The organism is Nonomuraea sp. NPDC050786, assembly GCF_040654115.1.
In the GTDB taxonomy this organism is placed as follows: domain Bacteria; phylum Actinomycetota; class Actinomycetes; order Streptosporangiales; family Streptosporangiaceae; genus Nonomuraea.
This window is the reverse complement of sequence record NZ_JBFAHJ010000029.1, coordinates 91,550-113,309: the sequence shown is the minus strand read 5'-3', so window position 1 is coordinate 113,309 and position 21,760 is coordinate 91,550. Positions and strand designations below refer to the sequence as shown.

Genomic DNA, 21,760 nt, shown 5'->3' with positions numbered 1-21,760 from the left:
ATTTACAATGTTCCACACATGTCTCCCAGAACCACCGCGTAACAATCTTGCAAAGGGCTCTTCACCAGCCGTGTGTGACCGGTCACACTGATGTGACAGTGATGTGACCGGTCACATGTTCCCTTTGGCGTCCTACGGGCGAATCCGTCCTGTTGCAGGAGAGACCACCCATGCACCGACCCCCCGACGTCGTCACCGTCGACTTCGCGCAGCGCACCGGCCCCGTCCACGGCGGAGCGACCGGCATGCTCTACGGACTGTCGGACCCGGGGGTGCCGGGAGACGCCCTCCTCGCCGGCGCCCGGCCGCGCACCGTCGCGCAGAAGGCGCCGGACGGCGACCAGCACCCCAACGGCGACGCCCTCGTGATCGCGGACGGCTTCTTCGCCGCCGGCGGCGAGGAGATCGTCATCTACATGCAGGACGTCTACAGCCAGTGGCCCTACGAGAACCGCGGCATCGACGACTATGTCGCGAAGGTCGACACGATGGTCCGCAAGGTCGTCCGGGAGCGGCCGCGGGACAAGGAGAAGTTCGTCTGGGTGCCCTTCAACGAGCCCGACAGCATCTGGTACCAGGACTGGGCGAGCGCCAAGGAGCAGTTCTTCAGCGACTGGCAGGCGGTGTTCGCACGCATCCGCTCGATCGACCCTGGCGCCAGGATCGTCGGCCCGAACGAGGCCGACTACAACCCCGGCCGGCTGCGCGACTTCCTCACCTGGGCCAAGGACGCCAAGTGCGGCGCCGGGAACTGCCTGCCGGACATCATGAGCTGGCACGAACTGTCGCGCAGCCGGCTCGCCGACTACCGGGGCCACTACGAGCACTACCGCCAGATGGAACGCGACCTGGGCATCGGCCCGCTGCCCATCAACATCGACGAGTACGGCAACCGCCGCGACATGTCCGTCCCCGGCCAGATGATCCAGTGGATCTCCCTGTTCGAGGAGACCAAGGTCGACGCCGACATGGCGTACTGGACCTACGCCGGCAACCTCGACGACCACGCGGTGCGCACCCGCCAGGCCAACGGCGGCTGGTGGCTGCTCAAGTGGTACGCGGACCTCACCGGGCAGACGGTCGAGGCGCGCCCGCCGCAGGTCGACGTCGCCGACACGGTCCAGGCCGTCGCGGCGATCGACGAGTCCGCCAGGCGCGGCACCATCCTGGTCGGCGGCGGCTCGGAGCCGGTCCGGCTCGACGTCTCCGGGCTCGACCCCGCCGTCTTCGGCGAGCAGGTCGACGTGCTCGTCTCCAGGACCACCTGGACCGGGTACGAGGGCGACGCGCTCCTACCGCCGGTCGTCGCGGCGCGGCGCACCGCCGTGTCCGGCGGCGGCCTGCGGGTCGACCTGCCCGGCGGGGACGTGATGGCCGCCTACCGGGTCACCATCGTCCCCGCCGGCGGCGGCGCGCCGGCGCCGGACGCCCCCTGGACGGTCTCGGTCGAGGCGGAGTCCGCCACGCTCCACTCGGCCCAGGTCTTCGCCCAGGACACGACGGCGGACCCCCAGCTGTACGCGACCTCCGGCAAGCGGGACGTCGGCGCCATGAACAAGGTCGACTCCGCTGTGACGTTCGCCGTCACCGTGCCCCGCGACGGCCGCTACCGGCTGGGCATCCACCAGGGCGCGAACAAGGTGCCCGGCCGGCACGCGCTCTTCGTGGACGGCGCTCTCGACCAGATCGTCCAGTACTCCGCGACCCTCGGCTGGACCTACCGGGGCCGCACCGACGTGGAGCTCCAGCTGACCGCCGGCACCCACCAGCTCTCCCTGCGCACCAGCGCCGACGGCACGAACCTGCTGCCGGGCAGCGACATCACGCTCGACAGGTTCGACCTCACCGAGGCCGGCGCGGCGGAGCGGGCGGCCTACCCCGCCGACGAGGCGCGCCTGTCCGGCGGAGCGCGGATCACGCGGCACGGCACCGGCCCCGCCATCGTCCTGGGCGGCGGCGCGCGTGCCACGTTCTTCGTCGCCGCGAGCGAGCACGGCTACTACGACCTGGAGCTCGACTACCGGGCACGCGAGACGGGCGGCCTCCGGCTCCTCGTCGACGGGCGCGAGATCCCGGGCCTGCGGGCACCGCGTCCCGGCGAGGCCTCCTCGCGGGCCCGGGTGTACCTCCCGGCCGGCATCTCCAAGGTCGACGTCGGTGGCCCGGCCGGCCTGGAGCTGCGCGGCCTCACCACGGTACGGGCCGGGCAGGCGGACTCGGCCGTCCACCGGGTCGAGGCCGAGCAGGCGCCGCTCGCCGGTGCCGCGCAGCTGGTGGAGGTCCCGGCCACGAGCGGCTCGAACGCCTCGGGGCACGCCTATGTCGGGCAGATCGGCAACGGCGCGGGCAACACCGTGACCCTCCCCCGCCCTGACGGGTTCGGTCCCGGCGAGTACGTCCTGACCGTGCATTACGCCAACGCCGCCAGGAACAGCGGCCATCCGTACAACACGGACGTCATCAGCCGGTTCCTCGACATCACCGAGACCGGCGGCTCGACGACGCGCGGTGTGTTCCGGCACACCTACGCGTGGGACAACTTCTGGCCGCAGGCGACCCCGATCACGCTCACGACGGAGAAGGGCGCGATCGTGCTCGGCAACGCGACGGCCCACGGGCCGAACATCGACCGGCTGGAGCTCGCGCGGCTGGTGCTGGAGGTCGACAACCGGCCGCGCGACTGACCCCGTGCCGTCACCCGGCGCACCCCGGCGTCGGCCGAGGCGCCTTCTCCCGGCTGTAGAGGGATCTTCTGTTCGGCCGGCACAGTCCTCACAATGATCAACCCATGTTAGAAAGGGGCTCGCGTTTCTGAGGACGAGGTGTACTGGGTGATGGACGACGTGCTCCGTGCGATGGCCGAGAAGATCTCGGCGGGGGCGCCCTCCGGGTGGCGGCGGGCGGAGCTGCGCGGGTTCGCGAGCGGTCGCGGCGGGTCGGGGCACCGCGGCCTCAGGTTCGAGCCCGGGGGCGCGGGTGACGACATCGACGTGCATCCGGAGCTGACCGCGCTGCACGACCTCGCGAGGGCGCCGAACGGCCGGCTCACCGTCGAGCTGGTCGTCGAGGCCAGGGGCCGGTACGAGGCGGTGATCAGCCGGTCGCTGGAGCGCGATGAGGACAACGGCTTCCTGTACGTGCTCGATCCCACCGCCCTGCCGCCCGAGCCGGGCACGTTCCAGCAGGGCCCGGAGAACGCCACGCCCGCCGGAGACCCGCGCGAGGCGGTCGCCCTGCTCGGGGCGTACCTGAGCGAACGCGACCGGATCCTGGGCTGGGACACGTACGCGCCGCCGCCCGCGCTCCCCGGGGCCCGCCGCGCCCGGCTGGAGGCCCGCCTGCCGGCTCCGCTCCCCGACGACCTGCGCGCCCTCTACACGCGGGTGGACGGCGACGGCGGCGAGGGCCTGCTGGACCGGCATCCGTGGTTCGGCCTCGAACTGCTGGAGAACCAGAGCAGGCGGGAGAACCGGTGGTGGGCGGCGGGCCGCGCCTGGCGCGACCACCTGGAGAGCCCGGTCATCAGCAGCGCGGGCGCCCCGCTGGCGGTGCGCCGGATGTCGGACCACCCGCGCTGGATCCCGTTCGCCACCAGCACCGGCGGCGACTTCCTGGCCGTGGACCTGGCGCCGGGGCCCGGCGGGCGCCCCGGCCAGGTCATCCGCATGGGGCTGCACCACGGCGGCGGCCCGGCCTACGTCGCCGATTCGGTGACCGGCCTGCTGCGGCGGCACGTCGACGCGCTGCGGGCGGGCGCCTACGAGGTGATGCCGAACGGGCTCTGGATCGATCTCGGCAAGCCGGGCCCGGGCGCGCATGAGGAGTCGCGCTCGCTGACGGTCGCCGACGCGGCGTCGATGCGGGGCATGCACCACGGGATCGAGCGGTTATCGGTGGTCAACGCCCCCTCGGCCGATTTCGGGGCGGTACGTGGAGCGCCGGCGCTGTGGGAGGTGCGGGTGGAGAACTGCCCGGGAGCCGACCTGGCGCCGCTCCGGGACACGCCGGTGGAGCTGCTGGACCTGTCCATGGACACGATCGACCTGGCGCCGCTGGCCGGCCACCCCACGCTGCGGATACTGGTGCTGAGGACCGGGCGGCCGGTGGACCTGGCGCCGCTGCTGTCGTGCCCGCGCCTGTACGGGCTGGATCTGTCCGGGGCGCCGATCCGCGACCTCGGCGTGCTCGGTGAGCTGAGCGGCCTGCTCTACCTGCGGCTGCGCCGCGGGCAGTGGGAGGAGCTGTGGAAGCGGGCCGGTCACCCGGCGGGACTCGCGGCGGCCGGGCTGGCCGCCGAGCCACGCCGGGAGAAGACCTGGTGGCGGTCGCTCGACCGGGCCGACCACGCCCCCGAGCCGTCACCGCGGACGGCGGCGGGCTGGGCGATCGCCCTGGCCGGGGAGCGGGCCGACGTGCTGGTACGCACCGGCCGGTACACCCGGCCGCGCTGAGGTCGGCCCTCGTCGACATCAGGTCCGGGGCACGCTGGTGCCGCCCCGGAGAGGGCGCCCTGGTCCAGGTGACCCGGACCAGGGCGGGGTCAAGGAGTCTCGGGCAGGCCCGCCACGCTGTCGCTGAGCGCCGCCGCGACGGCCCCATCCACGGTGGGATGGATGTTCATGATGTCCCACACCTTGGTGATCTGCAGCACACGGGCCGGCATCGGATGCACAGCGGCCAGGTAGAGCCCCTGCGGATGCGCGGCGGCGTTGAGCCGCAAAAGCGTGTGAAGGCCACTGCTGTCCATGAAGCTCAATCCACTCAGATCGAGCACCAAGGGCTGTCCTGACCGGCTCATCCGCGTGGTGTACGACTCGAGCCTGTCAGCGTTGCTACAGTCGATCTCGCCGGCCACGGTGATCAGCACACCTGTGATCAGCTGCCGGCACTCCAGTGTCAGAGGGGTCATGGCGGGTCAGCGCGCCGGTAGCGCCTGCACAACAGTGACGAGCATGGCGTCCTCACAGTAGGTGGTCAGCGTGGATGGGACAACGGCGAAGAGACCGTGTGACAACAATAATCCCCGAAGGGGGTTACCGGAAAGCCGTTTCGCCATAGGATCTTCAGGTAAACAGTTTTTCGCCCGCTCCACGGGTTCGGCATCCCTGGCGCGGAGGAGGCGAAGTGAGCCGTGAGTACATCCGATGACCGTCCCTCCACCTGGACGTTCCTCACCCATCACGCCCGGGTGCTGGTGGAGATCGCCCGTGACCCCGAGGTACGGCTACGCGACATCGCCGCCAGCATCGGCATCACCGAACGCACCGCCCAGAACATCGTGCGCGACCTCTACGAGGCCGGCTATCTCGCCCGCACGCGCATCGGGCGGCGCAACCACTACACCATCAACCTCGATCAGCACTTCCGCTACCCCACCGAGGCCAGCCTGCCCATCAGGCTGCTCATCGACATGTTCACGCAGCACGACCTGCCCACCGCCAAGACCACTCGCGGTGAGCCCTCCGCGTCCTGACCGCCGGGGGTCAGCTCAGCAGTTCGCGGGCCAGCGCCTCGCGCCACCACCGCTCGACCCGATCAGGGGACCAGCCGCGCTCGGCGGTGAGCGTGGTGTAGACGTCGATGCTGCACAGGCCCGCGTAGATGTCGACCGCGGCCGCCACGTTCAGGCCCTCCCGCAGGACGCCCGCGGGCCACGAGGAGAACACCGCCGCGCGGGTCTCGTCGGCCCTCCTGCGGCCGTCGCGGTAGACCGCCGCCAGCTCCGGCTCCGTACGGCCGGCCTCGCGCAGCAGCGTGATCACGTCGCCGGCGCGTTCGTACAGGCGCCGGTCGAAGCCCGCCATCGCGGCCAGCTGCCGCGCGGGATCGCGCTCCGCGGCCTCCAGCTCCGCGAGCTGCTGAGACGGGTCGGCCGACAGGTCGGCCGCGTCGGCCAGCGCCCGGGTCAGCCCGCCCTTGTTGCCGTACGCCGCGTAGACCGTCGGCACGGAGACCCCCGCCTCGCGTGCCACGTCGCGCACGGTGGTGGCGGTCCAGCCTTGATCGACGAAGAGCCGGCGCGCCGCGCGGGCGATCTCGGCACGTGTCTCCAGCGCCTGCGTCGTACGGCGCAACGAGTCGTATCGACGCCGGCCCACCTCTGCATCCATGCTCTGCACCCTAATAAGACACGGGTGCGCGGCGGCCGCGTGGTCCGTGCGGCATGATCGCGGCCCTAGGGTGGGCCTCATGGACCACGTCCTGATGACGGAGCGCCTGATCCTGCGCCCGGTGACCGTGCACGACCATGCCGAGCTACTGGCGCACTGGACCGGCGCCGATGTGCGGCGGTTCCTCTTCGACGGGGCGGTCCTGTCTCCGGCGGAGATCAGCGAGGTCATCGAGGAGAGCGTGCGCGCCTTCGCCGCGGCCGGCCACGGCCTCTGGCTGGTCCGGCAGAAGGACGGGACCGAGCTGGTCGGCACGGCCGGGCTGCGGCCGCTGGAGGAGCTCGGGCTCGAGGTCTTCTACAGCCTGGAGCCCGCCGCGTGGGGCAAGGGCTATGCCACCGAGGCCGCCCGCGCGGTGGTCGAGTACGCGCTCGGCCCGCTCGGGCTGCCCGAGGTGCTGGCCGAGGTGGACGAGGGCAACGCCGCCTCGGTGGCGGTCGTCGAGCGGCTTGGCATGACGGCGTTCGACGTGGTGCCCGGCCTGCTCGGCCAGATGACCCGTTACCGGCGCACCCCCTGACGGGGGCGTACGCGCGTCACGGCAGCTCCCGGATCGCTCCGGCCAGTTCCTCGGCGTGGGTGAGCTGGGGATGGTGATCCGCCCCCTTGATCGTCGTCACCCTCGCCCGCGGGCCGAGCGTGTCGAGCAGCGCTCGGCCCGCGGCGGTCAGCGGGTCCTCGGCGCCCACGATCACATGCACGCGGCCCTGGTAGCGGGCGAGCGCGGCTCGGAGGTCGCCGCGACGGCGCGTGCGGCCGGCGGCGGACAGCAGCCGCGCCGCATGGGCGGCCACGCGGCCTCTGCGCAGATCCTCGGCGCTGGACGCGAGCCGTTCGGCGTGGGCCGCGTCCCCGGTGAGCAGCCGCGCCAGGGCGGCCGGACGCGCCCGGCGGAGGACCAGGCGAGCCAGCGGGGCCACCCGCGTGGCGAGCCCGCCGCGAGCCTGGAGGAAGAAGGGCGAGACCAGGGTGAGCCGCTCGACCCGATCGGGGTGCGCCAGGGCCGCCTCGACAGCGGCGGCGGCGCCGATGGAGTGGCCGACCAGGTGCACGCGGCCGGCCTCCTCGACCAGGGCGCTCAGCCAGGCGGGCAGGTCCCGCGGGCGCCCCGCGCTCATCCCGAGGCCCGGCAGGTCCACCACGCGGGCGTCGCCGAGCGCGACGGCGACCGGAGCCCAGGTGTCGGCGTTGACGGGCAGGCCGGGCAGCACCAGCGTCGGCGCGCCCGGCTCACCGATCCCGAACGTCCGCACGCCCGCGTGCCGCGTGAACCGCCGCACCGGACCGGCGGGCGCGGCCCCGAACCGGTGGGCGGCCAGGTGGTCGGCCCATCGCAGGATCGACTCGGTGGTGGCGGGAAGCGCGAGCCCGTGACGCCCGGCGAGCGCGCGGGCGGGCCCCGTGGGATAGCGGTCCGACGACAGGAAGGTCAGCGTCTCCGGGTCCGTCCTGGTCAGCGCGGCCGGCAGGCGCCGTATCAGTGACACGGGGACCTTCAGGCGCGGGACCTCGACCTCGTAGTGCCGCCCCACGAGCGAGAGGAGCTCCGGCAGCGGCGGGGTGCCGTCGTCCAGGATCCAGTACGAGGCCCGCGCGGCCGCAGGGTCCTCGGGAAGCAGCGTCATGAACCGCGCCAGGTAGTCCACGGGGATCACGGGGACGAACGTCCGCTCGCTCCCGGGCAGAGCCGCGAGCGAGCCGCGCCAGAGCTCCTTCAGGCTCGCGGCGAGCCCGATCTGCTGGTCGGACTCGCCGCTCGTGCTGTCGCCGATCACGCTGGAGGGGTTGACGATGGACCAGGGCACGCCGAGGCGGTCGGCGGTGGCCTGGAAGAGCGCGTCGGACTCGACCTTGGACGCCTCGTAGGGGCCGAGGCGCCGGTAGGCGCGTCGTACGACGTCGTCGCTCCACGGCACCGTCGCGGGGTCCTGGCCTCCCACGCGGTAGCCCGAGACGTGCACGAGCCGCCGCAGGCGGGGCAGCCGCGCGGCGAACGACACGATCGCCCGCACGCTGCCGACGTTGGCGTGACGTGCCTGCTCGACCGTCATCCCGAACCGGTAGGCGCCCGCGCAGTTGTAGATCTCGGTGACGTCCTCCCAGGCCGGCGCGCCGCCCTCGACCAACGCCGGCGCGCCGCCCTCGATCAACGCCGGCGCGCCGCCCTCGATCAACGCCGGCGCGCCGCCCGCGGCCAACGCCGGCGCGTCGAAGTCGACGCGGACGTCGGCCGGGACGCTCCGGCAGCCGTGCTCGGCCAGCCACTCGCCCAGCCGGGCGCCGGAGCCGCTGTCGCGCGTCGCGGCGGTGACCCGGACACCGGCCTCGTCCAGGGCGAGGATGAGGTGGCGACCGACGAACCCGGTCGCGCCGAACACGAGCGCGTGCCTGCTCACGGCGCTCATGGGGTCTCCTTCGCGGGCGGCTGGTCGAGAAGGTCGCCGAGCACCTGGGCGGCGTCGCGCAGCGCCTGCACGTCGCGCCGGGCACGGGAGACGATCACCGCGCCCTCCAGCGCGCTGACGACGGTCGTGGCGAGGGCGCGCGCCGCCGGACGCGCGTGGCCGCGGCCCGCGAGCTGCTCGGTCATCGGCCCGATCCACGACTCGAAGGCGGCGGCGCAGGCGGTGCGGAGCCGTTCGCTCTGCGCGCCCATCTCCAAGGTGACCACGGACACCGGGCAGCCGAGCCGGTAGTCGCTGCCGGTGAGGATCCCGATCAGGACGTCGACCATCCCCCGGAGCACCTCTCCCGGGCTGGCCGCCGCGGCGGCCATTTCGGTCACGAGCCCGCGGAACTGGTCGGCCGCCAGCTCGACGGCCTTCTCGCCCAGCGCCTCCTTGCCTTCGGGGAAGTGGAAGTAGAGCGATCCCTTCGGGGCCCGGGCATGCTCCGTCACCGTGGTGAGCCCCGTGCCGCTGTAGCCGCGCGCCTGGATCAGCTCGAGCATCGACTCCACCAGCCGCCCGCTCGTCCGCGCACCCTTGTCTGTGACCATGGGAGCAAAATAGACCGGTCTACATATTTTTGACAACCCGCAGCCCCCGGTCCGGCTGCCACCAGGCTCCCCCGCGCCCCGCCCTGCCTGCGGGAACGAGGTCGCGAGGGGCCTCGACGATCAACGACCGAAGATCCAGACACGAAGATTCTGGTCACAAACATTTCCTGAAATAACCGGTCTATCGTATTGCCATTGACTGGAATTGTTGGAACATATGGTCATAGTCATCGAGTGAGGTCCAAAGATCGCTTACCGCAATCAGGTGGCGGCGAGGGGAAAGGGGCAACGCTCATGCACCAACGTGCTGTCCGAAACCTGGCCAAGCTCGATACGACGCAAGCCAGAATCACGCGGATCTTCGACGCGGCAGCGGGCGGGAAGAACAACTTCCTGGTGGACAAGGACATGGTGCGCCATTTCGATCAAGTAACCCCCGCACTCACCACCGCGGCCCGCGCCGTGCTCCAATTCCTGTCCCGCGCGGTACGCCACCTGGCCGCCGCCGAGGGCGTGGACCAATTCCTGATCGTGGGCAGCGGCGTCCCCAGCGGCCTTCCGGCCGGGCACCGGCTGCACGACATAGCGCGCCGCGCCTCCGCCGGACCCGGCCCGCGCGTCGTGTACGTGGAGAGCAACCCGATGGTGATGACCATGGCGCAGGCCACCATCGAGCCCTTCGACGACCTGGTCCGCGTGGTGGACGGTGACGTGCGCGAGATCGACGAGCTGCTCCGGGACCACGTGGTCCAGACGTTCCTCGACTGGGACAGGCCGCTGGCGGTGCTGCTGGTGTCGACCCACTGCCTCGACGACGACGAGAGCGCCCATTTCGTGGTCAAGCGGCTCCGGCACGCGGCGCCGAAGGGCAGCTTCCTGGGCCTGCTGCACACCACGTTCGACGCCGTCCCGCCGGAGCTGCTGCCCGCCATCCGGAGCATGGTCGCCATGACACTCCCCCACTTGGCCATCCGCACCCGCGAGGAGGTCCAGGCCCTGCTCGACGGCTTGGACCTGATCGAGCCCGGGCTGGTGTGGGTCCCGCAGTGGCGCCCCGGCGAGCGCGACCTGGCCTGCCCCACCGAGCGCGAGCCCGCCTGCCACGACGAGCCCGCCTCCTCAGGGAACTACGGCGCCGTGGCCCGCATCCCCTGAGGAGCGCGCACCGCCCACCCTTTATCCGATTTATCGGCATATTTCATGATTATCCTGGCCGTCACACCAGCCCCACTGGTCACCAGCGTTACCAGAACGAGACTTCCGACGCGAATGCGTCAATGTATGTCGATTTTATCGGTGGAGCATTTGGGCCATCCGGAAATTTCTCATATGTGCGGTGTCTGACAAGGTCAATTGCCCTGCAAGGCAAATGCAAGGATTTCCCGTCTATGATTCCGCCATGACAAACCGCGGCAGATCCAGCGCGTTGCCGCCATTTTGGCAACTGGGGCTCGGAATAGCGCTCGCCGCGATCGGAGTGCTCCTCTCGGTCCTCGTCGTCGGCGGAGTGCGGCCCCAGCAGCAGGGGCTCCTCCTCGTCGACGCCCGCGGCCAGGACCCGCGGTCCATGGCCGCCCCCGCCGCGCTCAAGACCATCGACCCCGCCGATGTGGACGGCCTGATCATGTTCGTCGACAACCTCCAGCTGTGGAGCGCCTGCTTCGCCAGGAAGGACGGCCCGGTGTGCCGGGCCGTGACGCCGTTCGCGAAGGACGTCTGGTTCTTCACGGACCCCCAGGCCGACGGGGTGCTCCGCATGCTCTCGCTGCCGGCCCGTCCCCTCGCCGGGCCGCGGCCCGTCGCCGTGGTCGGGGTCGGCCCCAAGGAAGGGCGGTCGGCTCTGCCGGGCCTCCTGTCCGGAGCCGCCGCCACCGTCCTGGGGTGCGCCGGCGCCCTGGTCGCCGCCGCCGCTCTCCGGCGGATGCGCAGGCGCGCTGCCGCGGATCCAGCCGGCGTCGAGGAGCGGGAACCGGCCTCCAGGGCTCCCGCCCGCCCGTCCGGCTCCTACCCGCCGCACCACGCACGCTCCGGCGGCGCTTCCGACCCGGCGCACCGCGCGGGCTCCGGCACTGGTTCCGGCCCGGCGCAGCCCGCGCGCTCCGGCGGCGCCTCCGACCCGGCGCACCCCGCGCGCTCGACCAGCATGTGGGACCGGGCGGCCCGCCGCGAGCCGCCCGTCGCGGACCCTGCCCGCCGCGAGCCGCCCGTCGCGGACCCTGCCCGCCGCGAGCCGCCCGGCGCGGACCCTGCCCGCCGCGACCGGCCGGGCAGGGACCCGGCACGCCAAGAAGGATCGGGCTCGGGCCGGACAGGCCGCGAGCGGCCCGGCACGACCACGGACCCGGCGTACCGGACGCGGCCCGGCACGGGCTCCCGCAACCGCGCTCAGCTTGAGGGCGGGAGCGCCGCTCCGGTCCGGGAACCGGAGGCGGGCAGGCGGGACGCGGGCGAGGGGCACGCACACAGCGCGGCGGCGCTGGGCGAGCTGCGCGCGATGGCGGAGCGCGACCAGCCGGGCCTCGGCGCCGTGGCGCGGACGCACTTCGGCCCGGACGGCGGCTACGTGCAGGTGGACGAGGTGGTCGCGTGGGCGAGGCCGGCCGACCCGGGAGCGCCGCCGATCGTCGCGGGAGAACACATACGCCTGGTGGGCGTGGACGAGGTCGGCTGCGCCCTTGTGGTGGCCCGCGCCGGCAACGGTTACGGAGGGAAAGACGGATGAGCATCGACGCGCTGCCCAGGGTGCAACCGGCCAAGAGCCGGCTCCCCATGGCGCTGGTCCTGGACACGTCCAGCTCGATGAGGGAGGGCGACCGGATCGGCGAGCTGAACGCCGCGCTGGGCACCTGGCGTACCGAACTGCGCCGCAACTCCCACCTGGCCAGGCACGGCGAGATCGCCATGATCACCTTCGGCCACCAGGGGGTGCGCGTCGTGGACCCGACGGGGCGCGGCGACGGGGAGCCGGCGGAGCCGTTCGCCTCGGTGGAGGACTTCGCCCCGCGGCCGCTGGTCGCCGGCGGCGTCACGCCGATGATCGAGGCGATCCGGCGCACGTTCGAGCTGATCGCCGCGCGCAAGCAGCAGATCAGGCAGCAGAACCGGGTCCTGCAGAACCGGCCGCTGGTCTACCTGATCACGGACGGCGTGCCGACCGACGACCGGGGCGTGCTCACCGACCGCTGGCGCGACCTCGCTCCGGCGATCCGCGCCCAGGAGAACGGCAACCACCTGCTCTTCTTCGCCATCGGCGTCCAGGGGGCGGACATGGACGTGCTGGCGGGGCTGGCGCCGCGCTCCCACTTCAACCTCGCCGACCTCGACTTCACGCAGGTGCTGCGGCTGGTCTCGACCAGCATGGACAGGACGTCCAGGAGCTCGCGGATGGACCAGCCCGCGGACGAGGCGTACGAAGAGGTCAACCAGCTGATGACGCAGAACGAAGAGATCCGCAAATACCTCGAGAGCAACGGCTGAGATGAACAGGCGAGAGTGGGTCATCGTCAAGGGCAGCGTCACCGGCCCCAGCCACATCCGCGAGGGCGTGACCAATCAGGACGCGACGCTGGTCACCCGGCTCGGGACCGGCGCGTACGTGCTGGCGGTCGCGGACGGCGCGGGCTCGCGCAGCAGGTCCGACCAGGGCGCGCGGCTGGCCATGGACGTCGTCAAGGGCAGCGCGGGCGACTGGTTCGGCACGAAGCTCCCGGCGGACGCCGCGCAGTGGCGGACGGCGGTCAGGATGTACGCCGAGCACTGCCTGACCCGCTTCGACTCCCGGATCGCCCGCCTGGTCGAGGAGATCCGCGCGGAGGAGCGCGACCCGCGGACGGCCGACGACATCCGGGGCGACTTCGCCACCACGCTCTTCGCCGTGATCGCGGCGCCACCGTACTTCGCCTACTTCGCCGTGGGCGACGGCTTCCTCGTCGTGAGCCGGCGGCCGGGCGGCTCGCACCTGCTGCAGGCTCCGTCCGCGGGCCGCGACAACGCCGGCGAGACGGTCTTCATCACCTCGCGGGACCGCGATGCCCACCTCACGCCGCTCGTGCTGGTCGACGACCGGATACGCGGGATCTGCCTGGCCACGGACGGCCTGATCGAGGCGACGCTGGAGCTGAGCGCCGACGCCGGAGGCGAGCAGATGTTCAGCGCCCCGGCCGAGTTCGAGGGCTATTTCAACTACTTCGCCAGACCGGGCGCGGATCCCAGCGATCTGGAACGTCAGCTCCAGTCGACGCAGTTCGCCGAGACCTCCGGTGACGACAAATCGATGATCATCGCGGTGAGGCCCTGATGCAGCGACGGCTGAGAACCCCGGAAGGGCGTTACGTCCCGATCTCCTCGCAGCAGCTGGGCTTAGGGGCCGAGGGCATCGTGTTCGCGCTGGAGGACACTCTCGCCCTGTGCGCCAAGATCTACACCAGGCGGCCGGCCGACGCCGCGCACCGCATCAACAGCCTCGCGCTGCTGCCGCCCGCGACCTGGGACGGCCACGGCCGTGACCACCTGCCGGTGGCCTGGCCCCGGCGGGCGCTGCTGGACGAGGCGGGCGAGCTGCGCGGGTTCCTGATGCCCCGCATCACCGCCGTGGAGCTGGAAGAGCTGTTCGAGCCGCGCGGCCGGGTCATGTCGCTCGACGAGCCCACCTGGAAGACCCTCGTGGCCGTCGCCGCCCGCCTGGCCGAGACCGTCGCCCGCCTGCACGCCGCGGGCATCGTCATCGGGGACGTCAGCCCCAAGAACGTCATGGTGAACCGGAGCGGCCAGGTGACGCTGATCGACTGCGACACCGTGCAGTTCACCGACGCGGGCACGCGCCGCCGCTTCCCGAACACCAAGCGGACCGACGACTACGCACCGCCCGAGATCCTGAACGGCCCGCCGGGCGAGCTGACGCCGGCGCAGGACGCGTTCGGCCTGGCGGTCGTGATCTGCACGCTCCTCATGGAGGGCGACCACCCGTTCGAGGGCCGGGCCGTCAGGCTGGGCCCCGACCAGGACGCCTCGATCGTCCAGAACATCCTCATGCAGGACAACCGCATCTCGCATCCGGAACGGCTGCGCGAGACCGGTGACGAGTACCCGGTGCGCCTGCTGCCGCTGGGCGTGCTGGAGCTGGCGCTGCGCTGTTTCGGCCCCGGCCACTACGACCCGGACGAGCGGCCGACGGCGAGCGAGTGGCAGAGCGCGCTCTACACCGCCGGCCACGACCTCATGGGGTGCCGCGTGAACGAGCGGCACTTCTACTGCGGTGACCTGGACGCCTGCCCGTGGTGCGAGCTGGCCGAGCGGCGCGGCGACGACCTGTATCCGATGCCGGTCACCGGCGCCCGTCCGCGCGCCTCCGAACCGCGCTCCCGTCCGTCCAGGCCGGCCGCCGACAGGCCCGCTGCTCCCAGGCGGCGCCAGACGCCGCCCCGCCAGGCACCGCCCCGTCAGGCACCGCCCCGCGGGCCGGGGCCGGCCCCGCAGCCGGCGCCCGCCCCGAACGCGACCCCGCCGCCGTACTACCCGCCGCCCGCGCCGCCGTCCATCCCCGTGGCGGGGCCGCAGCCGGCCGCCAACCAGCCGCCGACGAGCCAGTACGTGAACGCGCCCGCGAACCAGCCGGGCACGGGCGGCTCCGGCGGCTCGGGGTGGGTCCTGTTCCTGCTGGTCCTCGTCATCATCGTCATCATCATCGCCATCCTGTGAAAGGCGCCCGTTGGCATCCTCCCCCTCGTAAACGAGGGAGAGTCTCACGGTCGCCCGTGAGGGTTCCTGCTTCACCGCCGGTTGCCCGCCCGAGAGGACTCTCGTTGAGGTCTTACACCAGCTCCACAGGCGTTTCAGCTCTCCGCCAGCCCAGCGGCGAGCACGTTCTTGGCCGCGTTCACGTCCCGGTCATGAACCGCGCCGCAAGCACAGATCCACTCACGGACGTTCAGCGGCATCTTGTCTCGCAAGACCCCGCACGCCGAGCACAGCCTCGACGAGGGGAACCAGCGATCCACCGCCACCAATTCCCGCCCGTACCAGGCCGCCTTGTACTCCAGCATGCCCCGCAACTCCCGCCACGAGGCATCGGAGATGGCGCGCGCCAGCGAGCGGTTCTGCACCATGTTCCGCACGGTCAGGTCTTCCACGGCGATCACTTGATTCTCGCGAACAAGCCGTGTCGTGACCTTGTGCAGATGATCCCTCCGACGATCAGCGATGCGGGCATACACCCGTGCCACCCGGCGCCGGGCCCTGTCCCGATTGCTCGAGCCCTTCTCCTTACGGGCGAGCGCCCGCTGCGCCTTGGCCAGCCTCTTGCGGTCGGCCCGCTCGTGACGCGGGTTGACGATCTTCTCCCCGGTGGACAGCGTCGCCAGGGCGGTGATGCCCGCGTCCACACCCACGCTCTGCCCGGCGGGCGGGAGCGGGCTGATCTTCTCCTCGACCAGGATGGACACGAACCAGCGCCCTGCCGCGTCCCTCGACACGGTCACCGTGGACGGGACCGCCCCCTCCGGCAACGGGCGCGACCACACGATGCTCAGCGGCGCATCCATCTTCGCCAGCGTCAACCGGCCGTCGCGCCACCGGAAGGCCGAGCGGGTGTACTCCGCCGACGCCCGCGACTTCTTCCTGCTCTTGAACGTCGGGTACTTGGCCCGCTTGGCGAAGAAGTTCGCGAAGGCGGCCTGCAGGTGGCGCAGTGCCTGCTGCAGCGGCACGGACGACACCTCGGACAGGAAGTCGTACTTACCGCTGCGTTTCCACTCCGTCAGTCGTGCCGAGGACTCCACGTAGGAGATGCGGCGGCCCTGCTGGGTGTAAGCGCGGGTGCGTTCTTCGAGGGCCTTGTTGTAGACGAGGCGGACGCAGCCGAACGTCCGGGCGAGCTCGGAGGCTTGCTCGGGGGTCGGGTAGAAGCGGTACTTGTAGGCCCGCTTCACGGTCTGCGCCACGCCTCACATTCTACCGCCCGACCGGCTAAAAATCGTGCTGATGTTCGATACGGCGGTTCTACCTTACGGCGCATCGCCTAACCCTGCCCTGCTCCGCAGGAGTCCGATTCCTCCCCCGCCTGAAGCTGAAGGCGAGGGGTTCCTCGGAGGTATCTGATGAAGGAAGAGATCCTCATGGTGGCCGACACCCATCCGGCCTGCCACGTGCTCGGGCCCGGCGTGCGGTTCTGCGTGTGGGTGCAGGGGTGCCCGTTGCGGTGCAAGGGCTGCGTCAGCCAGGAGTGGATCCCGATGGCGGGTGGTCGGCCCACGCCGGTCGGCGAGCTGGCCGCACGCGTCGCGGAGCAGGCCAGGGACGGGCTCACGCTCTCCGGCGGCGAGCCCTTCGCCCAGGCCGGGCCGCTGTCCGCGCTCGTCACCGCGGTCCGCCGGGCGCGCCCCGGCCTGTCGGTGATGGCGTACACGGGCTGGACGGTCGAATGGCTGCGCGCCGCCGGCACCGACGACCAGCGGCGCCTGCTGGGCCTGCTCGACCTGCTGGTCGACGGGCCGTACGTCGCCGCCCGCCACGCGGACCTGCGCTGGCGCGGCTCGGCCAACCAGCGGATCCATCTCCTGTCCGACCGCCACCGCGGCGAGCTCGGTGACGATCACGGCCAGGGGCTCCAGTTCGAAGTCACCACGACGGGGTCCGTGCACTGGATGGGCGTGCCTCCCGTGCCCGGCTTCCGCCCCGCGTTCGAGCAGGCGCTGCACCTGAGACTAGGAGAGAGCGGTGAGCAAGTCCCCTAAGTACAGCTCGGCGGAGGCCTCTCGCGAACGGCGGGAGCGCCGCGAGCGCGAGCGGGCCGAACGCGAACGCCGGCGCAGGGAGAAGCTGGAGCGGCAGCGGCTGGCCGCGCTCGAGCGCGCCAGGACCGAGGTCCTGGCGCGGACGGACGTCATCGCCGCGGCCTGCGCCGATCTCGCCGCCCGTGCCGCCGTGCTGCCCGAGCCCGGCCGGTACGGCAAGCCGGCTCGCAAGGCGGAGAAGATCCGCAAGGGCGTCGCGGCCGCCACCGGGCTGCCCGAGCTGGCCGAGGCCGGTCGCCGCCTGGACGAGCTCGAGCAGCGGCAGGCCGCCCTCGCCGTCGAGCTCACCGGCGAGCTGCGCGGCCAGGCCACGGACCAGGTCGAGGCGGTGTCCGCGGCGCTGGAGAGCATGGCCGAGCCGGAGCGCCGGCGGTTCGACGCGAAGGGCGCCGCCGAGGTGGCCGGCGTCCTGGCCGAGCTGCGCTCGGCCGCCGCGGCGGGCGACGCCGTCGCGGTGCGCGACCGCGCCGACGCCGCGTCCGAGCTGATCGGGGCGCACCTCCTGCGGGCGATCGAGGGCCGGAACGCCCACGAGCGGGCCAGGCAGGAGGCGGAGCTGGCGCTGGATCGGGCCGACGCGCGGCTGGCGGCGCTGGAGGACGACGCGCGCGCGACCGGCGTACCGCTGCAGGACCTCGAGCTGGCCCGCGCCGCCGTCACCATGCTCCGCGTCGAGCAGGACCGGGAGCGCTACGCCGAGGTGACGGCGGACGTGGAGCGGCTCGACGGCCGGCTCGACGCGCACGAGCGGGAGCTCGACGACGCGATCGCCCGCATCACCGAACGCCGCCAGCTGCTGACCTCGATCGTGCAGACGCTTCCCAGGCTGGGGTTCATCGTCGAGGCCGGCACCTTGCAGGAGAGCCCTGACGGGGCGATCGGGGTGCGCGCGCACCGCCGGAGCGGCGACGCGGTCGCAGTGGTCGTGGAGGCGTCGGGCACCGGCGAGCACCGCATCCTGTACCTGTCCGACGCGCTGGCCGCGGCGCAGGAGCGCGGCGGCTCCGGCACCCAGGAGTGCGTCTCACTGCTGGACCTGGCCGAGCGCGCGAACGCCACGGTGCGGACCGAGGGGTTCGACGTCGGGCAGGTCGAATGGGACGACCGCGGCGACCCCCGTCCCCCGGGCGGCGCGGCCATGCGCTTCGGGCCCGGCGCCCCGCAGGCACGGCGGCACGGGACGCCGTCATGAGCACCCCGGCCGGACCCCTCGCGTCTGCCTGGATGAGCAGGGCCTTTCAGGAGGTCAACCGCGGCAGGCACCTGCTGCTGCACGGCAACGTCGACGACCTGGCCCTGTGGGGGCGGCAGTTCCTGCCGTTCCGCCAGGCCGTGCTGGAGTTCCTGCGGGTGGCGGGGTTCTCCGCGCTGGGCGAGTACGACCTGGTGGACGGGCTCACGTACCCCGATCCGGAGAGCGAGCAGGTCTTCCGCGCCCGCCTCGACGCACCCCCTCCCCCGCCGTCCGGGCCGGCGCAGCCTCCGCCCGGCGGGAGCGGGGACACGCGGCAGGGGCGGCTCACGGGGTCGGCCGCGGCCCTGCGGCAGTCGCTGCAGACGGCGCAGCACGTGCCGGTACGGGATCCGGGCGACATGCTGGCCGCGGCGATGATCATGATGACGCAGCGCCGGGACCCGTGCGCCGTCGTGCTCCACGGCGTGGACCTGATCGTCGGCGTCAACTACCCGGCGGGCGAGGAGTACCGCTCGCAGGTCGCGCACCTGCGCCGGCTGCTGGCCGACGCCGCCGAGGTGCCCCCCGACGGACGCAGGAACACGGTCGTGCTGGTCGCCAAGGAGCTGTCCGCTCTGCCCGACCTTCTCTACCGGGACAATCCGCACCTGACGCCCATTCAGCTGAGGCCGCCCACGTCCGACGAGCGGGCGCTCTACCTCACCCAGCATCTCGGGTCCTTCCACGGCGCGTTCTCCCTGGAGCCGGCGGCGGCGGCCCGCGCCGTGAAGACCCTGGCGAACCTCACGGAGGGCATGACGCTGCTGGACATCGCCGCGCTCAGGGCCACCTCCCGCATGGCGCACATCCCGGTCGACGCGGGCAAGCGGCTGGTGGCCAGGCACCGTTTCGGCGTACAGGACGACCCGTGGGAGAAGCTCGACACCGCCAAGGTCGTCAACGCCTCCGCGTTCCTGGCCCGGCGGGTGATGGGCCAGCCGGCGGCGGTGCGCGCGGTCGCGAGCGTGCTCGGCACCGCCAAGGTCGGCCTCGACTTCGCCGAGGACCAGCAGGCCGGCACCCGGCCCAAAGGGGTGTTCTTCTTCGTGGGGCCCACCGGCGTGGGGAAGACCGAGCTGGCCAAGGCCATCGCCGAACTGGTCTTCGACGACGAGTCCGCGCTGCGCCGCTTCGACATGAGCGAGTTCAACCAGGAGCACACCAGCGAGCGGCTGACGGGCGCCCCGCCCGGCTACATCGGGCACGAGCAGGGCGGCGTGCTCACCAACTGGATGCTGGAGCGGCCGTTCAGCGTGGTCCTCTTCGACGAGATCGAGAAGGCGCACCCGAAGATCTTCGACAAGTTCCTGCAGATCATCGACGACGGCCGGCTGACCGACGGGCTCGGCAGGACCGCCCACTTCTCCCACTCGATCGTGATCTTCACCTCCAACCTGGGCGCCGACGAGCTCGGCTCCCTGCCCGTGGCCGCCGACCAGCAGCCGGCGTACGAGCAGATCGAGCGGCACTTCCTGGCCAGCGTCAGCCGCTTCATGTCCGAAGAACTGGGCCGGCCGGAGCTGCTCGGGCGGCTCGGCGGCGGCGTCACCGTCTTCGACGTGCTGCGCGAGGACGTCATCGCCGGCATCGCGGGCAAGTTCCTGGACCAGCTCGCCCGCGGCGCCCGGGATCGCGGCCTGGAGGTCATCTACCAGCGGGACGCGATCGTCAGGGACGTGACGGCGGCGGTGATGTCGGACCATGCCGCCCTGGGGGCTCGGCAGGTGCGCAACCCGCTGCTGGAGCGCTGGGTCCGGGACCCGCTGGCGCAGTGGATCCTGCGCCACGACCCCAAACCGGGCACGCGCGTCTGGATCCACGGCAACGCCCAGTCGCCGCCGTACGTGGTGGAGGAGTTCCCGGAGTAGCCGGGGGCGGCGGCTCCGTCGACCCCGGACTACTCCGGGGATGGCGGTTCCGTCGATCCCGGACTACTCCAGGGATGGCGGTTCCGTCGATCCCGGACTACTCCGGGGGCGGCCGTCAGGCGCCCATGCCGGTCTTGATGGCCGCCTCCGCGGCGGTCAGCGCCAGCTTCTCGGCGATGGTCAGCGCCCAGCGGCCGGCCTTGGCCAGATGCCGGCGCACGCCGCCCTCGTCGCCGTTCTGCGCCGCCTTCTCCGCCGCCTCGACCGCGGCCACCGACTCCTGCTGCTCGGGCGTGCGCGCCCCCGCCATCATGGCCTCGCGCAGGGAGACGAGCTCTCTGGCCAGCCCGACCAGGTCGACGGGGGCGGCCGTCGTGATGTTCTGCTGGGCCGTGATGCTGGTGTTGTGGCTCACGTTGTTGGAGCCGACCTGGTTGACGTTGGCGTTCTGGAGATTGAACTGGTCACCCGCCATGGCGCTGCCTCCGTGGACGTTCAACACGAACCTGCTCATCCGACTGATGTCGGCCTGCAATCTCGCCACCTCGGCGTGGTGGGCGCGTTCGCGCTCGAGCCGGCGTTGCGTGCTGCGTACGCTCATCTCGGTGCTGCCGAGCAGGGGCCTGACCCCGATCTCGGCGATCGACTCGCCGGCGAGGCTGAGCGCGGTGGCGTGCTTCCACTCGGTACGCGCCTCGCGGATGGACTTGACGCACGCGTCCCAGTCCTGCCTGCCGATGGCGTCCTCCGCCTCCGCCCAGTGCAGCCAGCCCCGCATGTGCGCCAGCTCCATCTCGCGGATGTTGCGGTGCGCCTCCGGGTCGTTGGCGGCCTCGGACGACTCCAGCAGCTCCTTGAGCAGCCGGACCACCTCGCGCCCGTAGTCGACCGCCTCGCCGAAGTTGCCGTCCTGCGCCTCCCGCTGGAACTCCGCCTCGGCCTGCATCGCCGCCGAGTACTTCGCCATCTCTATGGAGTTGCGGTTCATCGCCGCGTACGCGCCGACCGCGGGCAGATCCAGGGCCTCGGCCTCCGAATAGAGCTGGAAGTACTTCTCGCACAGCGTCTGGGCCAGCTGGAAGCCTTCGAGCGCGCTCGTGAGGTGGCCCTGCCGCAGGTTGGAGGTGGCCCGGTGGAAGGCGATGTTGGCGTCGGTGATGGCGTTTCTCAGGACACCCTGGTGGGCCTGGGCGGAAGGGCCGTTCGCGAGCTCGATGAAGTATTCGCGGGCGCCCTCCAGAAAGGCGAGCGTCGAGTTGAGGTCGCCGCGCAGGCGTCTGTCCTCGGCCTCGAAGGTCCGTTTGACGCCCTCGGCGAGCAGCGTCAGCGCGTGCGCCTCGATCTGGGCGCTCCGCAGCCGGTCCCGGTACTCTTCGCCAGGCGGCGGCTCGGTGCGCTCGAGCTCGCGGCCGCAGATCGCGCGCAGCCGCCGGTTCAGCTCGATGATCTCGTCGAAGGCCTCACTCGCGGTGCTGAAGTTGAGGTATCCGGCGCAGAGATCGGCGAACTCGGCGATCCTGTTCTCCAGGTCTGATTCGACGGCGAAATAATCGTCGAACTCCGCCGGGGTGAGCGCGGCCATCAGCTCGTAAGAATTGACGCGCTCCTGCAATCGTTCGATCTCGTCGTAGTCAACTTCGGTCACGCGCCGCCTCACCAGATGGTCAACAGCCGAGCCCCCGCCCCGGGAATCAGAAATA

General features: G+C 71.9%; 18 protein-coding genes. 12 read left to right on the top strand and 6 right to left on the bottom strand.

The window, feature by feature from the left end:
- Positions 1-170 precede the first annotated feature (170 nt).
- The gene (locus AB0H84_RS39590; RefSeq protein ID WP_357616576.1) at positions 171-2,684 is read left to right on the top strand and encodes a hypothetical protein; all 2,514 of its coding nucleotides are present in this window, start codon (positions 171-173) and stop codon (positions 2,682-2,684) included.
- 150 nt (positions 2,685-2,834) lie between these two features.
- Complete coding sequence (locus AB0H84_RS39585) at positions 2,835-4,451, top strand: SMI1/KNR4 family protein (protein WP_357616572.1); 1,617 nt, start codon at positions 2,835-2,837, stop codon at positions 4,449-4,451.
- An 89-nt stretch (positions 4,452-4,540) separates the two neighbouring features.
- On the opposite strand, the gene AB0H84_RS39580 is transcribed toward AB0H84_RS39585, so the two are convergent.
- A complete protein-coding gene (locus tag AB0H84_RS39580) occupies positions 4,541-4,909 on the bottom strand; it encodes an STAS domain-containing protein (protein ID WP_357616569.1) in 369 nt (122 codons plus the stop codon).
- 222 nt (positions 4,910-5,131) lie between these two features.
- Between AB0H84_RS39580 and AB0H84_RS39575 the strand changes: the two genes are divergently transcribed.
- The gene (locus AB0H84_RS39575) at positions 5,132-5,473 is read left to right on the top strand and encodes a helix-turn-helix domain-containing protein (RefSeq protein WP_357616566.1); all 342 of its coding nucleotides are present in this window, start codon (positions 5,132-5,134) and stop codon (positions 5,471-5,473) included.
- A gap of 10 nt (positions 5,474-5,483) precedes the next feature.
- On the opposite strand, the gene AB0H84_RS39570 is transcribed toward AB0H84_RS39575, so the two are convergent.
- Positions 5,484-6,110: a helix-turn-helix domain-containing protein gene (locus AB0H84_RS39570; RefSeq protein ID WP_357616563.1), complete on the bottom strand. Its 627-nt coding sequence runs from the start codon at positions 6,108-6,110 to the stop codon at positions 5,484-5,486.
- Between the two features lie 79 nt (positions 6,111-6,189).
- Here AB0H84_RS39570 and AB0H84_RS39565 point away from each other — a divergent pair, with 79 nt between their 5' ends.
- Positions 6,190-6,690: a GNAT family N-acetyltransferase gene (locus AB0H84_RS39565; RefSeq protein ID WP_357616560.1), complete on the top strand. Its 501-nt coding sequence runs from the start codon at positions 6,190-6,192 to the stop codon at positions 6,688-6,690.
- 16 nt (positions 6,691-6,706) lie between these two features.
- Here the strand turns inward: AB0H84_RS39565 and AB0H84_RS39560 are convergent, their stop codons facing one another.
- Positions 6,707-8,575 carry an alpha/beta fold hydrolase gene (locus tag AB0H84_RS39560; RefSeq protein ID WP_357616557.1) on the bottom strand — a complete coding sequence of 623 codons (1,869 nt, stop codon included), beginning with the start codon at positions 8,573-8,575 and terminating at the stop codon, positions 6,707-6,709.
- Complete coding sequence (locus tag AB0H84_RS39555; protein WP_357616554.1) at positions 8,572-9,168, bottom strand: TetR/AcrR family transcriptional regulator; 597 nt, start codon at positions 9,166-9,168, stop codon at positions 8,572-8,574. The genes AB0H84_RS39560 and AB0H84_RS39555 overlap by 4 nt, the downstream gene beginning before the upstream one ends.
- Before the next feature lie 294 nt (positions 9,169-9,462).
- On the opposite strand from AB0H84_RS39555, the gene AB0H84_RS39550 reads away from it, so the two are divergent.
- From AB0H84_RS39550 to AB0H84_RS39530, 5 genes are all read left to right on the top strand, one after another.
- Positions 9,463-10,323, top strand: coding sequence for an SAM-dependent methyltransferase (locus tag AB0H84_RS39550; protein WP_357616551.1), 861 nt, complete (start codon positions 9,463-9,465; stop codon positions 10,321-10,323).
- A gap of 244 nt (positions 10,324-10,567) precedes the next feature.
- Positions 10,568-11,890: a hypothetical protein gene (locus tag AB0H84_RS39545; RefSeq protein WP_357616548.1), complete on the top strand. Its 1,323-nt coding sequence runs from the start codon at positions 10,568-10,570 to the stop codon at positions 11,888-11,890.
- A complete protein-coding gene (locus AB0H84_RS39540) occupies positions 11,887-12,645 on the top strand; it encodes a VWA domain-containing protein (protein ID WP_357616545.1) in 759 nt (252 codons plus the stop codon). The genes AB0H84_RS39545 and AB0H84_RS39540 overlap by 4 nt, the downstream gene beginning before the upstream one ends.
- 1 nt (position 12,646) lies before the next feature.
- A complete protein-coding gene (locus AB0H84_RS39535) occupies positions 12,647-13,465 on the top strand; it encodes a PP2C family serine/threonine-protein phosphatase (protein WP_357616542.1) in 819 nt (272 codons plus the stop codon).
- A complete protein-coding gene (locus AB0H84_RS39530) occupies positions 13,465-14,865 on the top strand; it encodes a protein kinase (RefSeq protein ID WP_357616539.1) in 1,401 nt (466 codons plus the stop codon). Before AB0H84_RS39535 ends, AB0H84_RS39530 begins: the two co-directional genes overlap by 1 nt.
- Positions 14,866-14,999: 134 nt before the next feature.
- Here AB0H84_RS39530 and AB0H84_RS39525 read toward each other — a convergent pair whose 3' ends face one another.
- Positions 15,000-16,106: an RNA-guided endonuclease TnpB family protein gene (locus AB0H84_RS39525; RefSeq protein WP_357616536.1), complete on the bottom strand. Its 1,107-nt coding sequence runs from the start codon at positions 16,104-16,106 to the stop codon at positions 15,000-15,002.
- Positions 16,107-16,262: 156 nt separating this feature from the next.
- On the opposite strand from AB0H84_RS39525, the gene AB0H84_RS39520 reads away from it, so the two are divergent.
- From AB0H84_RS39520 to AB0H84_RS39510, 3 genes are read left to right on the top strand one after another with little or no spacing between them, the layout of a single operon-like run.
- Positions 16,263-16,898 (top strand): 4Fe-4S single cluster domain-containing protein, encoded by a 636-nt coding sequence (locus AB0H84_RS39520; protein WP_357616533.1) that lies wholly within the window; start codon positions 16,263-16,265, stop codon positions 16,896-16,898.
- Positions 16,882-18,150 (top strand): hypothetical protein, encoded by a 1,269-nt coding sequence (locus AB0H84_RS39515; RefSeq protein ID WP_357616530.1) that lies wholly within the window; start codon positions 16,882-16,884, stop codon positions 18,148-18,150. The genes AB0H84_RS39520 and AB0H84_RS39515 overlap by 17 nt, the downstream gene beginning before the upstream one ends.
- A 32-nt stretch (positions 18,151-18,182) precedes the next feature.
- Positions 18,183-20,060 carry an AAA family ATPase gene (locus AB0H84_RS39510; protein ID WP_357616527.1) on the top strand — a complete coding sequence of 626 codons (1,878 nt, stop codon included), beginning with the start codon at positions 18,183-18,185 and terminating at the stop codon, positions 20,058-20,060.
- A 115-nt stretch (positions 20,061-20,175) separates the two neighbouring features.
- Here AB0H84_RS39510 and AB0H84_RS39505 read toward each other — a convergent pair whose 3' ends face one another.
- A complete protein-coding gene (locus AB0H84_RS39505) occupies positions 20,176-21,705 on the bottom strand; it encodes a hypothetical protein (RefSeq protein ID WP_357616524.1) in 1,530 nt (509 codons plus the stop codon).
- Between the last annotated feature and the right edge of the window lie 55 nt (positions 21,706-21,760).